This is a genomic window from Cryptosporangium phraense, assembly GCF_006912135.1.
Lineage (GTDB): Bacteria > Actinomycetota > Actinomycetes > Mycobacteriales > Cryptosporangiaceae > Cryptosporangium > Cryptosporangium phraense.
This window is the reverse complement of the sequence record NZ_VIRS01000021.1, coordinates 20,301-33,975: the sequence shown is the minus strand read 5'-3', so window position 1 is coordinate 33,975 and position 13,675 is coordinate 20,301. Positions and strand designations below refer to the sequence as shown.

General features: G+C 73.4%; 14 protein-coding genes. 8 read left to right on the top strand and 6 right to left on the bottom strand.

Translation table 11 applies throughout. The features are described from left to right. The first annotated feature begins 4 nt into the window (after positions 1-4). Both FL583_RS26840 and FL583_RS26835 read left to right on the top strand, forming a co-directional pair. Positions 5-760 carry an SDR family oxidoreductase gene (locus tag FL583_RS26840; protein WP_142707615.1) on the top strand — a complete coding sequence of 252 codons (756 nt, stop codon included), beginning with the start codon at positions 5-7 and terminating at the stop codon, positions 758-760. Between the two features lie 35 nt (positions 761-795). After that, positions 796-1,587 carry an SAM-dependent methyltransferase gene (locus tag FL583_RS26835; protein ID WP_142707614.1) on the top strand — a complete coding sequence of 264 codons (792 nt, stop codon included), beginning with the start codon at positions 796-798 and terminating at the stop codon, positions 1,585-1,587. Here FL583_RS26835 and FL583_RS26830 read toward each other — a convergent pair. Further along, complete coding sequence (locus FL583_RS26830) at positions 1,584-1,958, bottom strand: phytanoyl-CoA dioxygenase family protein (protein WP_142707613.1); 375 nt, start codon at positions 1,956-1,958, stop codon at positions 1,584-1,586. The genes FL583_RS26835 and FL583_RS26830 overlap by 4 nt on opposite strands. 168 nt (positions 1,959-2,126) lie before the next feature. Here FL583_RS26830 and FL583_RS26825 point away from each other — a divergent pair, with 168 nt between their 5' ends. The 3 genes from FL583_RS26825 to FL583_RS26815 all read left to right on the top strand — a co-directional run bounded on the left by FL583_RS26825 (position 2,127) and on the right by FL583_RS26815 (position 5,673). Further along, positions 2,127-3,359, top strand: a complete 1,233-nt coding sequence (locus tag FL583_RS26825) for a peroxidase family protein (protein WP_142707612.1) — start codon at positions 2,127-2,129, stop codon at positions 3,357-3,359. A gap of 108 nt (positions 3,360-3,467) precedes the next feature. Continuing rightward, positions 3,468-4,442 carry a lysylphosphatidylglycerol synthase transmembrane domain-containing protein gene (locus tag FL583_RS26820; protein ID WP_142707611.1) on the top strand — a complete coding sequence of 325 codons (975 nt, stop codon included), beginning with the start codon at positions 3,468-3,470 and terminating at the stop codon, positions 4,440-4,442. Positions 4,443-4,701: 259 nt separating this feature from the next. Further along, positions 4,702-5,673 carry a hypothetical protein gene (locus FL583_RS26815; protein ID WP_142707610.1) on the top strand — a complete coding sequence of 324 codons (972 nt, stop codon included), beginning with the start codon at positions 4,702-4,704 and terminating at the stop codon, positions 5,671-5,673. Position 5,674: 1 nt separating this feature from the next. On the opposite strand, the gene FL583_RS26810 is transcribed toward FL583_RS26815, so the two are convergent. The 4 genes from FL583_RS26810 to FL583_RS26795 are packed head-to-tail and all read right to left on the bottom strand — an operon-like array spanning position 5,675 to position 9,430. Then, positions 5,675-6,250, bottom strand: a complete 576-nt coding sequence (locus tag FL583_RS26810) for a TetR/AcrR family transcriptional regulator (RefSeq protein ID WP_142707609.1) — start codon at positions 6,248-6,250, stop codon at positions 5,675-5,677. Between the two features lie 8 nt (positions 6,251-6,258). Then, complete coding sequence (locus tag FL583_RS26805) at positions 6,259-7,425, bottom strand: thiolase domain-containing protein (protein ID WP_142707608.1); 1,167 nt, start codon at positions 7,423-7,425, stop codon at positions 6,259-6,261. Beyond that, on the bottom strand, positions 7,422-8,474 hold the full coding sequence (locus FL583_RS26800) for a lipid-transfer protein (protein WP_142707607.1): 1,053 nt from the start codon (positions 8,472-8,474) through the stop codon (positions 7,422-7,424). The genes FL583_RS26805 and FL583_RS26800 overlap by 4 nt, the downstream gene beginning before the upstream one ends. Then, positions 8,474-9,430 carry a Zn-ribbon domain-containing OB-fold protein gene (locus FL583_RS26795; protein WP_205752482.1) on the bottom strand — a complete coding sequence of 319 codons (957 nt, stop codon included), beginning with the start codon at positions 9,428-9,430 and terminating at the stop codon, positions 8,474-8,476. Before FL583_RS26795 ends, FL583_RS26800 begins: the two co-directional genes overlap by 1 nt. Positions 9,431-9,526: 96 nt before the next feature. On the opposite strand from FL583_RS26795, the gene FL583_RS26790 reads away from it, so the two are divergent. From FL583_RS26790 to FL583_RS26780, 3 genes are read left to right on the top strand one after another with little or no spacing between them, the layout of a single operon-like run. Next, on the top strand, positions 9,527-10,300 hold the full coding sequence (locus FL583_RS26790) for an enoyl-CoA hydratase/isomerase family protein (protein ID WP_142707606.1): 774 nt from the start codon (positions 9,527-9,529) through the stop codon (positions 10,298-10,300). Then, the gene (locus tag FL583_RS26785) at positions 10,297-11,100 is read left to right on the top strand and encodes a crotonase/enoyl-CoA hydratase family protein (RefSeq protein WP_142707605.1); all 804 of its coding nucleotides are present in this window, start codon (positions 10,297-10,299) and stop codon (positions 11,098-11,100) included. Before FL583_RS26790 ends, FL583_RS26785 begins: the two co-directional genes overlap by 4 nt. Then, entirely contained in the window at positions 11,100-12,674 is a 1,575-nt protein-coding gene (locus FL583_RS26780; RefSeq protein WP_142707604.1) for a class I adenylate-forming enzyme family protein, read from the top strand. Before FL583_RS26785 ends, FL583_RS26780 begins: the two co-directional genes overlap by 1 nt. On the opposite strand, the gene FL583_RS26775 is transcribed toward FL583_RS26780, so the two are convergent. Further along, a complete protein-coding gene (locus FL583_RS26775) occupies positions 12,653-13,636 on the bottom strand; it encodes a hypothetical protein (RefSeq protein WP_142707603.1) in 984 nt (327 codons plus the stop codon). The genes FL583_RS26780 and FL583_RS26775 overlap by 22 nt on opposite strands. Positions 13,637-13,675: the final 39 nt, after the last annotated feature.

The following is a 13,675-nucleotide window of genomic DNA, read 5'->3' as shown; positions in this document are numbered from 1 at the left end:
AGGCATGGACGCAACCCTGAAGAACACGGTCGCGCTGGTCACCGGCGCGAGCAGCGGGATCGGCGCGGCCACCGCCCGGCGGCTGGCCGCCGAGGGCGCGGCGGTCGCGCTGGTCGCCCGGCGCGGCGACCGGCTCGACGAGCTCGCCGCGACGATCGGCGACTCCGCGCTGGTCGTTCAGGCCGACGTTACGGCCCGGGACCAGGCGGTCGGCGCGGTCGACCGCACGATCGAGCGGTTCGGACGGCTCGACACGGTCGTCAACAACGCCGGGATCATGCTGCTCGGCCCGGCGCTCGACGCGTCGCTCGACGACTGGGACCGGATGGTCGCGCTCAACGTCCAGGGGCTGCTCTACGTCACCCGGGCGGCGCTGCCGCACCTGGTGCGCGCGGCCGCGGACTCGCCGCGAGGCGTCGCCGACCTGGTCAACATCAGCTCGACGGCGGGCCGGGTGGCCCGGCCGGGCAGCAGCGTCTACAACCTGACCAAGACCGGCCTGGTCGCGTTCTCGGACGCGGTCCGGCAGGAATTGATCGGGCAGCGGGTGCGGGTCAGCGTCGTCGAGCCGGGCACCGTCGACACCGAGCTGACCGACCACCTCGGCGACGGGATCCGGGAGGCCGCGCAGCGGCAGACGTCGTCGATCGAGGCGATGCGCCCGGAGGACGTCGCCGACGCGATCGCGTACATCGTGACCAGGGAGCGGCGGGTGGCGGTCAACGAGATGCTGGTCCGGGCGGGCGACCAGACCTGGTGACGGCCCGAGCTATCGAGACCGGCGGGAGCGCGCGCGTGGATTCTCCGGATCAGGCGGCCGACATCGACACCAGCAGGCCGGCCGCGGCCCGTATGTACGACTACTACCTGGGCGGGTCGCACAACTTCGCCGCCGACCGGGAGGCCGCCGCGAAGGTGCTGGAGGTGATGCCGGACGTACCGCTGATGGCTCAGGCCAACCGCGCGTTCCTGCACCGCAGCGTGCGGTACCTCGTCGACGCGGGCATCCGTCAGTTCATCGACCTCGGGTCGGGCATCCCGACGGTCGGGAACGTGCACGAGGCCGCGCCCGAGGCGAGCGTCGTGTACGTCGACCTGGATCCGGTCGCGGTCGCGTACAGCGAGGCGATCCTGGCCGGCACCGAGCGGGCGGCGATCGTGCACGCGGACGTCCGGCGGCCCGAGGAGGTGCTGAGCTCGCCGATCACCCGGCGGCTGCTCGACTTCGACCGGCCGATCGGGCTGCTGACGGTGGCCGTGCTGCACTTCGTCGCCGAGTCCGACGACCCGGACGGGATCCTGCGGACGTTCCGGGACGCGCTGCCGGTGGGCAGCGCGGTGTCGATGGCCCACGTGACGTTCGACGGGCGGCCGGACGAGATGGACCGGCTGACCGAGATCTACGCCAGGAGCGCGAACCCGACGACGTTCCGGACCAAGGACCGGCTCGAGCGCCTGCTGGCCGGCTGGGACCTGGTGGACCCGGGACTGACCTGGGTGATCCGCTGGCGCCCGGACTGGCCCGACGACGTCGAGGGCGACGCGGCCTGGTGCGGCAACTACGGCGCGGTCGGCTGGAAGCGCTAGGACTCGGTGGCCAGGGCGGCGGCGATCGAGCGGCCCACCGGGGACGGGTCGGTGCCGTCGACCGCGAACCCGGACGGGAACCGCACCGGCACCATCCCGCCGACTCCCCCGCGCGGGGTCCAGCGCCCGGCGCCGATCAGCGCGTCGTACGCCTCGGCCAGCGCGGGCGACGACCCGGCGGCCGCGAACGGCTCGCCGTCCGGGCACGGCACCGAGACGACCGGCCGGGTCCAGGTCGCCGGATCCCGGGTCACCCCGTGCCCGCCGAGCGCGTTCCAGAGCGCGTTCCGGCAGGCCTCGGCCGTGTCGGCCGGGAACGCGGAACGCACGACGAGGTACCCGTCCCGCTCGAAGCGCGCGATCTCGTCCACGCCTCCAGTGTCGGGACTCCGGCCGGGCACGTCATCCGAGTTCGATCGTCACGAACTCGCCAGCGCAGCTGTCATTCTCTCCGACACCAGGAGGTCGTTCTGAACACGCACTGTCTGAGCCCGGCCCGGGCCGTCGACCGGCCCACCGGCGCGGCCCGCTACGGCCGCATGTTCCCGGCCCTGTCCCCGCTGGGCACCGACCCGCACCTGCTGATGCGGGCCGGGAGCGACGGCGGCGTCTGCGACGCGGCCGCCGTTCTCGACCGGCTCGCCCCGGACGGCGACGACGCCGCCGAGGCGGCCGGCTGGCCGTTCTTCGGTCAGCTCGTCGCGCACGACATCACCGCCGACCGGTCCGCGCTCACCGGTGCCGACGTCGACACCGCGACGCTGCGCAACGCGCGCGCCCCGCGCCTGAACCTCGAGACGGTGTACGGCGACGGTCCGGTCGGCTCCCCGTTCCTGTTCGACGTCGACGATCCCGCGAAGTTCCTACTCAGCGACGACGGGCACGACGTACCGCGCAACCGGCAGGGCGTCGCGCTGATCGGCGACCCGCGCAACGACGTCCACCTGTTCTCACTGACGCTGCACGTCGCGCTGCTGCACGCCCACAACCGGATCGTCGACCTGCTCCGGGCGGAGGACGACGGGGCCGACGTCTTCACCCGGGCCCAGACCGCGCTGACCTGGCACTACCAGTGGATCGTGGTCAACGACTTCCTGCCCCGGCTGGTCGGGCGCGCCCTGGTCGAGGAGGTGCTCGGGGAGGGCGGGCGGTGGTTCGCCCCGAAGCCGGGCGAGGCGTTCATCCCGCTCGAGTTCGCCGACGCGGCCTACCGGTACGGGCACGGCCAGATCCGGCACAGCTACCGGCTGGTCGAGGGTGGCCCGGCGGTGCCGCTCTTCCCGGACCTGGTCGGGTTCGGCTCTCCGCTCCGGCGCCTCGACCTGGCCCAGATCTTCGACGTGCCCGGACGTCCGGCCGCGCAGCGGGCCAAGCGGCTCGACGGGCGGCTGGCCGCGAGCCTGATCGGGCTGCCCGAGCAGGTCACCGGCGCGGTCGACGACGCCGCCTACCGCTCGCTGGCCGTCCGGGACCTGCTCCGGGGCGAGAGCACCCAGCTGCCCAGCGGCGAGGACGTCGCGACGCTGCTCGGCCAGGCCCCGCTCGACGCCGACCGGGACTGGCCGCACGGCACGCCGCTCTGGTACTACGTGCTCAAGGAGGCCGAGTACCGCGCGGGCGGCGACCGGCTCGGCCCGGTCGGCGGCCGGATCGTCGCCGAGGTGCTGATCGGCCTGCTGCGGGCCGACCGCCAGAGCTACCTGAGCGCCGATCCGGAGTGGACGCCCGGCCTCGCCGGTGGGCTGGTGGAACTGCTCGGGCTCACCGCGTGAGTCGCCCGGCCGCCTCGACCGGCAGCTCCCGCTCGAGTACGCGCGCCGATCGCTTTGCGCAGCAGCGGCGTTCACCCGGTGGCTGCCGGGTTCCCTCACGCTCGATGAATGACCACCGCCCTGGCGCCGTCGCGGGCCCGCGTCCTCGTCGCGCTGGGCGCGGCCGGCCTGGCCGTCCTCGCGCTGTCGCAGGCCGGTCGGTTCGGCGCGTCCTGGTCGGAGGCGCTGGCCGCGGTGCGCGGGCTGAGCTGGTGGTGGCCGCCGGTGTTCGGTGCGGTCTGGGTGGCCGGGCTGGCCGTGCACACGGTGCTGCTCACGGCCGCTCTGCCCGGGCTGACCCGGCGGCGCGCGCTGATCCTGAACGTGGCGGGGAACGCGGTGGCCAACGTGCTGCCGCTCGGCGGGGCGGCCGGGACCGCGGTGAACTACGGGATGGTGCGTGGCTGGGGGCACTCGAGCGCGGACTACGTACGGTTCGCGGTGGTGTCGAAGTCGTGCGACTTCGTCGCGAAGCTGATGCTGCCGCTGCCGGCGGTGGGGGGCCTGCTGGCGGTGGGGGGTCTGTCGCCGGCGCGGGGTGGGTGGGTGTTGCTGGCGGTGGCCGGGGCCGGTGCGGCGGTGGGGGTGGTCGTGGTGCTGGCGCTGCTCGGCCGCGCCTCGCGCGTCCTTCGCGCCGTTCCGCCGAGGGTGGGCGGGTCGTGGGCGGTGGGGGTGGCGGAGCGGACGGCGGGGCTCGTCCGGCGGCGGTGGGTGGCGTTGGTCGTCGGCCTGGGCGGATACCTCGCGCTGCAGGGCGTCCTGCTCTGGCTCTGCTTCACCGCCGTCGGCCTGCACCTCCCGCTCCCGACGACGTTCGCCACGCTGGTCGCCCTGCGGTTGCTCGCGCTGCTGGCGATCACCCCGGCCGGCGTCGGCTTCGTGGAGGCGGGGACGATCACCGTGCTGGTGGCTCTGCGGGTGGACCCGACCGGCGCGCTCGCCGGCCTGCTCCTCTACCGGGCGTTCGTGCTGCTCGCCGAGGTCCCGGCCGGCGGCCTGACGATCGCCTGGTGGGCCACCACCCGCCGCCGAACCCCTCGGTAGACCGCCTTCACGAATCCGAACGAGACCCGGCGAGGCTCCCGCTCGGGCCGGGGATGCCGGTGCCGGACGCGCCGGTGCGCTTCGGTCTCCAGGTGGTAGTAGTGCGGATGGTCGTACGGCTTCACTGCGGATCCTCCCGTGGCGTCGCCGGGACAGCCTCCCGGCGTTACCCCTAGGCTCCGGTCGATCCGCGGTTCCTACCGTCCCCCGCGGAACGCTCGCTCCGTTCGGTCCACGTCAGACGACCGGGAGGCCCGTCATGCCGACGGCCCTGATCGCGGCCCTCGCGTCGCTGGCTCTCAGCGCGCTGACGGCGCTGCTGTCGTACGTCAGCACGGTCCGTAGCCAGCAGCGGATCGCCGCCCTCCAGGACCGGCAGGACCGGGACCGCCGGGAGCGCGACGCCCTCCGCGACTACCAGTACGAAGCCCGCAAGCGGCTCTACACCGAGCTCCAACCGCTCGTCTTCGACCTGGCCGAGCGGTCGGAACTGGCCCAGCGCCGGGTGCTGCACGATCTCGTCGACGGTGCCCGGGACGGCCGGCTCGGCACCGGGGGCCGGCTCGGCACCGGGGGCCGGCTCGGCCCGGGCTGGGAGGACGACCCTCTCCACCTGGTCACCACGCTGTGGGAGCTGCTCGCGCCGCTCGGCGTGATCCGGATCGAGCGGCAACGACTCACCGGGCTCGACCTGACCGTCGATCCGGGCCTGCGCTGGCAGTACCGCCTGGTCAAGGAAGTACAGAACGTCTGGACGGCCGGCCCCGATCTCGCCGCGTGCCCTCCGGTGCTGGCCCACCGGGACGAGTCCTGGGACGAGCGCCAGTACCTCCTGTCCGGAACTCTGGAGGAGATCAGCGCCGCGCTCACCGGGGGCGGTGCGGCCGACCCGGCGTTGGTCGGTCTGGGCGCGTTCCGCGACGACGTCCTCAGCCGGGAGACCGTGCTCGACTATGCGGTCCGGATGTTCGAAGGCTTCCATCCCGCGCGGAACCGGGTCCTCTGGCGGCTGCTGATCGCCGCGACCCACGTCCACGCCGCTCTGGCCGAGAGCTTGGCCGGGCAGCTCGAGACCGGGGAGCACCGCCCCGTGCATCCGGTCGACGCGCGGGCGACCCGCGACTGGCGCGTCTTCGACTGGCGGTCGCCGGAGGACTCCGCCGACGAGCAGTCCGTCCGGGCCGACGTCGACGCGGCCCGCGGATATCTGCTGCGGCGCCTTCCGCGGTGACTCAGCGATCCCGTTCCAGGCCCTCCACCAGATACCGCACGTGCAGCTCGAACAGATGGTCCGCCTGGGCCCGGCTGACCGACGTCGGATCCGGAGCCGTCCGGCGCGGCCGGGGTTCCGCGCCCGACTCCAGCACCGCGTACCCGATCACCGCCCACGACAGCAACTGCACGGCCTCGACCGCGGCCCGGCCGCCGAACCCGCCCTCGTCGCGCAGGATCGCGACGAGCACGGTGGCGGCCGGGACGAACGGCGAGCGGCGCAGCGACAGCAGCCGCCGGATGTCGGGGATCGTCACCAGCCGGTCCCGCAACGTCGATGCCCACCGGGCGGTGTACTCCGGCCAGCGCTCGCCGAGAGCACGATCCGGGGCCACGTCCACCAGCACGGTGTCCGCCACCGCGTCGAGCAGCGCTTCCTTGTTGCCGACCCGGCTGTACAGGGGCACCGGCGAAACACCGAGGCGGGCGGCGACCGTGCGCATGCTCACGGCGTCCAGACCCTGCTCGTAGAGGATCTCGACGGCCGCGCGGACGATCTCGTCCGCGCTGAGCTCGAACGCCGCCCCGCCCGCCATGGCCGGGCTCAGCCCACCGCGTCGAGCGAGCTGCCGACCAGCCACATGCTGAAGTACTGCGCCGACGCCCCGTAGGCCTGGGCCAGCGCCACCTTCGCGCCGTCGACCTGGTGCTCCCCCGCGGTGCCGCGGACCTGCATCGCGGCCTCGGCGAAGCGGAGCAGCCCGGACGCGCCGATCGGGTTCGACGACAGCACGCCGCCGGACATGTTCACCGGGAACGACCCGTCGAGCGCGGTGTCGCCCCGCTCGACCATCTTCCAGCCGTCGCCCCGGTCGGCCAGGTCGTGTGCCTCCAGCCACATCGGCTCGTACCAGCTGAACGGCACGTACAGCTCGGCGCAGTCGATCTGCTCGCGCGGCCGGGTGATCCCGGCCGACTTGTAGATCTCGGCCGCGCAGTCGGCCGCCCCGGCCGACCAGACCGGGTCCCGCCCGGGGAACGACGACGGCTCCGACCGGTACGACGAGGCCAGCACCCAGGCCGGAGGGCGCCCGTCCGCCGCCGCGGCCTGCCCCCCTTCGAGTGAGGTGAAGATCACCGCGCAGGCCCCGTCGGACGACGGGCACGACTCCAGGTACCGGATCGGCTCCCACATCATCGGCGACTCTTTGACCTTCTCGACCGTGATGTCCTTCAACTTCAGGTGCGCGTACGGGTTCTTCAGCGCGTTCAGCCGGTCCTTGACCGCGACCATCGGGCCGACGTCGGCCGGGGCGCCGGTCTGGGTGATGTACGAGCGCATGTACGGCGCGAACGCCCCGCCCGCGCCGAGCGACGCCCCCCGCCCGGACCCGAGCGCGAACTGCGCGTTGCCCTCGGACTGCTTCTGGTACGCCAGCGACAGCACCGTGCGGTGGATCCCGGCCTCGACCAGGTGCGAGCCGACGATCCCGGTCGTCCCGCCGACGCTGCCCGCTGTGTGCACCCGGAACATCGGCTTCCCGGCCGCGCCGAGCGCGTCGGTCAGGTACAGCTCCGGCTTCATGACGCCCTCGAACAGGTCAGGCGCCTTGCCGAGCACGACCGCGTCGATGTCGGCCCAGGTCATGTGCGCGTCCTCGAGCGCGCGGGTGGCCGCTTCGCGGACCAGCCCGCCCAGCGACACGTCCCACCGCCGGGTCTTGTGGTTCGTCTGCCCGATCCCGACGATCGCGCACGGGTTGCTGCTCATTTCGTTCCTTCCAGCACGCAGACGAGGTTCTGCTGCAGGCACGGGCCGGACGTCGCGTGCGCCAGCGTGCGCTGCTTCCCGCGGTCCCGGATCTGGCGCGCCGCTTCAATGACGCGGACGAGCCCGGTCGCCATCACCGGGTTGGCCGCCAGCGGTCCGCCCGACGGGTTGACGGCGACGTCGGGCCCGAGGCCGAGTGCGGCGGTGAGCAGCGGTTCCTCGTGAGTGAACGCGGCCTGCAGCTCGGCGACGTCGAAGTGCCCGTCGGCGCCGGCGGCCTTCGCCGCTCGTGCCGTCGACGTCGACGCCCGCAGGTCCCGGACGCCCGGCTGGTGCGGCTCGGCCGAGTGCGCGAAGCCGGTGATCCAGACCGGGTTGTCGCTCAGCTCCCGGGCCTTGTCGCCGCGGGCGATGATCACCGCGGCCGCCCCGTCGGTGATCGGCGAGAGGTCGTGCTTGCGCAGCGGCGCCCGCACGTAGTCCTCCTTGAGCAGCGCGTCGACGTCGTACTCGCCGGAGACCTGCGCGTACGGGTTGCCGACCGCGTCGGCCCGAGTCCGCGCGGCCACGCCGGCCATGTCCCGTTCGGTGACCAGCCCGGCGTCCAGCAGGACGCGGGCCTGGAGCGCAGCCAGCGAGACCGCGTCGGCACCGAGCGGAGCGAGGTAGTAGGGGTCCATCTCCATCGGGTAGATCGTCGCCGGGTCGGCGGTCGACGACCGCCCGGAGCCCATCGCGATCGCAACGTCGAGGTCGCCGAGCTGCAGCCGCACCCAGGCCTCGTACAACGCCCAGGCGCCGTCCATCTCGACGTGCGAGTCGCGCTTGGGTGGCCAGGCGCCGACCGCGTCGATGTTCTGGACGAACGAGAACGCCTGCCCGGCCACGTAGTCGCACGACCCGGCGCAGGAGAAGTCGACGTCGGCGCGGGTGATGCCGGCGTCCTCGGTCGCGCCGGTCACGACGTCGAACAGCAGCCGGGCCTCGGACTTGTCGGTCCGCCGGACCATCGGGGTGAGCGCCCACCCCACAATCGCCACAGGCTCCATCAGAAGATCCGATTCACGATCGAAGGGTCATCGACGTCGGGTTCCCCGGTCGGGGTCCAGCCCGCGAGCTCCTGCTTCCCGTCCGCGTCGGTCGTCCAGACCGCCTTCACGCGGACGCCCGGGTGCACGTCGGCGTTCGGGAAGTCCACGACCGGCTGGTAGGCGAGCACCGCGTCGATGTCGTCGGTCAGCACGTGCACGCGGGCGAACGGCTCGGTCTCGGTCTGGCCCGGGTACTGCACCGGGGTGATGATCGTGAACGTGGTGAGCGTGCCGGTCTGCGGCAACTCGACCTCGTGCGTGCCGTTCAGCGGGATCGCGCAGACCGGGCAGGCCTGCTGGAGCCCGGTGTAGACGCGGTGGCAGTTCGGGCACTCCAGCCCGACCAGGCGTCCCTCGGCGAACGCCTTGCCGAACACCAGCTGGGTCTCCGGGACCGGCGTCGTGTAGGAGATCGAGGCGTCGTAGTTCATCATCGTGACCGGCTCGGCCGCCGGCCCGGCGTCGTCCTCCGGCGTGACGGGCTCCTCGCCCGGGACGAACGCCTCGATGTCGGTGAGGTGCCCGACCCGCTGGGCCCGCCAGCGCGGGGCGACCCGCAGGCCGGTCTCCATGGCCGAGATGTCACCGGCGTCGACCGCGTGCAGCAGCGTCGTGCTGGCCCCGTCGAGCTCGATCAGCGCGAACGCGAACGGGTGGTCGAGCGGGTGCTGTCCGCTCGGCGCGGCGACCCAGGTCCAGGACCGGACCGTGCCCGCCGGTCCGACGTCGACGAAGTCGGGATTGAGCTGCTCGGCCGTCGCGGGGTCCCACTCCAGCGGTGGAACGAGTACTCGATCGCCGTTGCGGATCCCGACGATGCGCCGGTCGGTGAGCGCGGTCATGAAGTACCCGATGACCGACCCTAACGAGCGCTTGTAGGGGAATCTCACCGTCGACTCGACGAACGTTGTCACATCCGGCCCTCCGTTCGGGCAGTTCCGTCCAAGCAAGAACGCGTTCTAGATTACAGTGTGATTCCGCTGTTATCGCAACGTTCTCCGGAGGCCGGTTTGGCTGAGGAAGGTCGGGTCCGGACCGAGGACCACGGTCGGGTCCGCGTGCTCACGTTCGACCGCCCGTCCCGGGCCAACGCCTTCGACCGGGCGCTGTACCGCCGTGCGGCGGCCGCCCTCACCGAGGCCGATACGGACGACGCCGTCGGCGTCGTGGTGCTGACCGGGGCCGGGCGGACGTTCACCGCGGGCACGGATCTGGCCGAAATGGCCGACACCGCGGAGGGCGGTGCGGCCGACGAGGGCCACCCGTTCGACGCTTTTCTCGACGCCGTCGTCGGGTTCGGGAAACCGTTGCTGGCCGCGGTGAACGGCGCCGGCGTCGGGCTCGGGCTGACCCTGCTGGCGCACTGCGACCTGGTGCTCGTCTCCGAGAACGCCCGTCTGAAAGCGCCGTTCACCCAGCTGGGCGTGGTTCCCGAAGCCGCCGGCAGCTACCTGCTCCCCCGCCGGATGGGCGTCCAGCGGGCGACCGAGGCTCTCCTCACGTCGGACTGGATCTCGGCGGCCGAGGCGGTCGACTCCGGCCTGGCCCTCCGGGCCTACGCCCCCGCCGACCTGCTGTCGGCCGCGATCGGCCTGGCCGCGAGGATCGCGGCCCACCCCGACGCGTCCGTCCGGGCGACGAAGGCCCTGATCACCGCGTCCCGTCGCGAGGCCGTGGCCGAGGCCCGCCGGAGGGAGGGCGCGGCCTTCGCCGACATCCTGCGGAGCCCGGCGATGGGCGACGCGATCCGCCACCACCTCGCCGCCGAGAAAGGGACCCGATGACCGAGCCGCTCGTACTCGTCGAGGCCGACGGGCCGGTGCTGACCGTGACCCTCAACCGGCCGGAGAAGCGCAACGCGACGAACGCCGAGATCCTCTGCCGGCTGCTCGACGCCTGGAAACGCCTGGACGCCGACGACACGCTACGGGTCGCGATCCTCACCGGACGCGGCCCGGTGTTCTGCGCGGGCATGGACCTGGCCGAGATCGGACGCCTGCGGGCCGGGGTCCAGGACAACGAGTGGATCGTCCGGCTCCAGGACGAGCCCGGGATCTCGCTCGCGGCCTACCTCAAGACCTACCGGCCGACCAAGCCGATCATCCTGGCCGCGGAGGGCGTGGCCCGGGCCGGCGGCACCGAGATCCTGCAGGGCACCGACATCCGGGTGGCCGGCGAGTCGGCCGTGTTCGGGGTCACCGAGGTGCAGCGCGGGCTGTTCCCGATGGCCGGGTCGGCGGTGCGGCTGCGTCGCCAGATGGGGTACGCGGTGGCGGCCGAGATGCTGCTGACCGGGGCCGACATCCCGGCCCAGCGGGCCCGCGAGCTCGGGCTGATCAACTACGTGGTGCCGGACGGGTCCGCGCTGGCCAAGGCCCGCGAGATCGCCGATCGGATCGCGGCCAACGGGCCGCTGGCAGTGCGGGCGATCCTGGCGACGCTGCGCGAGACCGAGTGCCTGCCGGAAGCCGAGGCGTTCGGGATCGAGGAGGCGCTGGGCCGGGAGGTGATGGCCTCGAAGGACGCCGTGGAGGGGCCGACCGCGTTCCTGGAGAAGCGCCCGCCGAACTTCGTGGGGGCGTGATGAGCGCAGCCGAGTTCCAGTTCGCCGGGCAGGACATCCCGTGGCTGCTGGCGTCGTGGGCGGCCCGGCAGCCGGACAAGCCGTTCCTGATCTGGGCCCCGTTCGACGCCGAGCCCCGGACCTGGACGTACGCCGAGTTCTGGACCGACGTGCGCCGGGTCGCGGCCGGCCTGGCCGGGCGGGGCATCGGACCCGGTGACACCGTGCTGCTGCACGCCGAGAACTGCCCGGAGGGCGTGCTGACCTGGTACGCCTGCGCGACGCTGGGCGCGGTGACGGTCACGACGAACACGCGGAGCTCGGCCGCCGAGGTCGCGTACTTCGTGGAGAAGGCGGGTTGCGTCGCCGCGGTGACGCAACCGGCGTTCGCCGCGCTGATCGCCGAGGCCGCGCCCGGTCTGCGGTGGGTCGCGGTCACCGACGGCGCCGCCGGCGCCGACGGCGGGCCCAGAACCGGCGGCCTCGCGTTCGACGCGTTGTTCGGGGACCCGGCCTCGCTCGCCCCGCGCGCGGCCGAGCCGCTGGCGCCGGCCGGGATCCTGTTCACGTCCGGGACGACGTCCCGGCCCAAGGCGGTCGTGCACACCCACGCCAACGCGCTCTGGGCCGCCCGCGTCGCCCCGACGACCCTGCGCATGACCGCCGACGACGTCTACCTCGTCTACCTGCCGTTCTTCCACGTCAACGCGCAGAGCTGGTCGATCTGGACGACGCTCGGGGCGGGCGGCACGGTCGTGCTCCAGCCCCGGTTCTCGGCGTCCCGGTTCTGGGACGTCGTCGCCCGGCACCGGGTCACGCACATCTCGCTGATCCCGTTCGTCATCAGGGCGATCCTCAGCCACCCGGCCCCGGAGCACCGGCTGAAGGCCGGGGTCTTCGGCGCGGTCGTGCCCGAGCTCGAGGCCGCGCTCGGCTTCGCGATCCTGCCCGCGTTCGGCATGACCGAGACCGTCACCCCGGCGATCACGGCCGGCCCGGGCTTCTCCCCGCCACCGCGGGCGATGGGCACCCCCACCCCCGGCTACGAGGCCCTCGTCGTCGACGCGGCCACCGGTGAGGTCTGCGCCGACGGCCGGCCCGGCGAACTGTGGATCCGCGGCACCCGCGGTATCCAGCTGTTCGCCGAGTACCTCGACGACCCCGGCGCGATGGCGAAGTCGTTCACCGACGACGGCTGGTTCCGCACCGGCGACATCGTCCGCCTCGGCGAGGACGGTGCCCTCGTCTACTGCGAGCGCGACTCCGACCTGCTCAAGGTCGGCGGCGAGAACGTCTCGGCCCGCGAGGTCGAGGACGTCTGCCGGACCGTCGCCGGCGTCGCCGACGTCGCGGTCGTCGGCGCCGCGCACCCGATGTTGGACGAGGTCCCGGTCGCGTTCGTCATCAAGGCCCCGGACGCCGACGAGGTGCTGCTCGGAACGACCGTGATCGACCGCTGCCGGGAGACGCTGTCCGACTTCAAGGTCCCCCGCGCGGTCTACTTCGTGGACGAGTTCCCCCGCGCCACCCTCGACAAGGTCGCGAAGAACGTCCTCCGCGACCTGGCCCGGAGCTACGAGATCTCCGACAGGTGAGCGACCGGGCGGCGGCGCGGGGCGAGACGTCCGGCCGCGGCCAGGCCGAGCAGCACCAGCACGACCGCGCCGACCGACCCGGCCGCGGTGGCCCGGGTGGCCAGGTAGGCGGCGCCCGCCCAGGCCACCGCGCCGGCCGCGCACCACAGCCCGGCGCGCAGGCTCGTCGGGGTGACCGGCGTGAGGATCAGGTGGTGGCGCGCTTCGAGCTCGGCGTCCGAGAGGTCGGTGGCGGAGTCCGGCCCGACCGACTCGCGCGGGAGACCGTCCAGAGCGGTGCGCAGTAGCCGGCAGGCGACGGCGAGTGCCACCACCGCGCCCACGTACCGCAACTCGGCGCCGTGCGCGCGGAACGCGTCGGCCAGGAACAGCGTCAGCGAATCGGACGGGCCGGCGCCGGACAGGCGTCCACCGAAGGCATACGCGGAGCCGGAGGCGACGAGCGCGGCCGCACCGGCGAGCAGGCCGACGCCGGCGGCGTAGTACACCACCCGCCCGACCGGCACTCCGATCGCGACGCTGAGCACGACGCCGGCGGCGGCCGCGCCGACGGCCGCGACGAGCGCGAACCCGGAGCCGACGGTCAGCAGACCGAGGGCCGCCAGGAACAGCGTGAGCAGGCCGGACGCGGCGCAGATGCGACCGGCCGGACGCCGGGCGAAGCTCCCGGCGGCGTACAGGAGCGTCGCGCCGAGGCCGCCGACCAGGATGCCGCCGATCCCGCGCAGGAAGCGGCCGCTGTCGACCGCGTCGACGATGCCCTGGTCGTAGTCGTAGCTGCCGCGGCGGCCCCAGGAGAGGCACTGGTCGCCGGGTGACATGACGTCGCCGGCGCAGGTCGGGGCGGAGCCGTCCCAGGCGTACTGGGCGCCGGCGTGCAGGAGCAGCACTCCCCCGGCGACGAAGGCGGTGCCGAGGGCCAGGAGGGCGAGGGTGGGTTTGAGGGAGGTTTGCACGGTCACGACTTCTCCTCGGGTCGATGATTCGATCGGCGGAGAGCC

Bases quoted from the DNA above. Each gene is read 5' to 3' on its own strand.
- FL583_RS26840 (WP_142707615.1), top strand. From the start codon at position 5: ATGGACGCAACCCTGAAGAACACGGTCGCGCTGGTCACCGGCGCGAGC.
- FL583_RS26825 (WP_142707612.1), top strand. From the start codon at position 2,127: ATGTTCCCGGCCCTGTCCCCGCTGGGCACCGACCCGCACCTGCTGATG.
- FL583_RS26820 (WP_142707611.1), top strand. From the start codon at position 3,468: ATGACCACCGCCCTGGCGCCGTCGCGGGCCCGCGTCCTCGTCGCGCTG.
- FL583_RS26815 (WP_142707610.1), top strand. From the start codon at position 4,702: ATGCCGACGGCCCTGATCGCGGCCCTCGCGTCGCTGGCTCTCAGCGCG.
- FL583_RS26810 (WP_142707609.1), bottom strand. From the start codon at position 6,250: ATGGCGGGCGGGGCGGCGTTCGAGCTCAGCGCGGACGAGATCGTCCGC.
- FL583_RS26805 (WP_142707608.1), bottom strand. From the start codon at position 7,425: ATGAGCAGCAACCCGTGCGCGATCGTCGGGATCGGGCAGACGAACCAC.
- FL583_RS26800 (WP_142707607.1), bottom strand. From the start codon at position 8,474: ATGGAGCCTGTGGCGATTGTGGGGTGGGCGCTCACCCCGATGGTCCGG.
- FL583_RS26785 (WP_142707605.1), top strand. From the start codon at position 10,297: ATGACCGAGCCGCTCGTACTCGTCGAGGCCGACGGGCCGGTGCTGACC.
- FL583_RS26780 (WP_142707604.1), top strand. From the start codon at position 11,100: ATGAGCGCAGCCGAGTTCCAGTTCGCCGGGCAGGACATCCCGTGGCTG.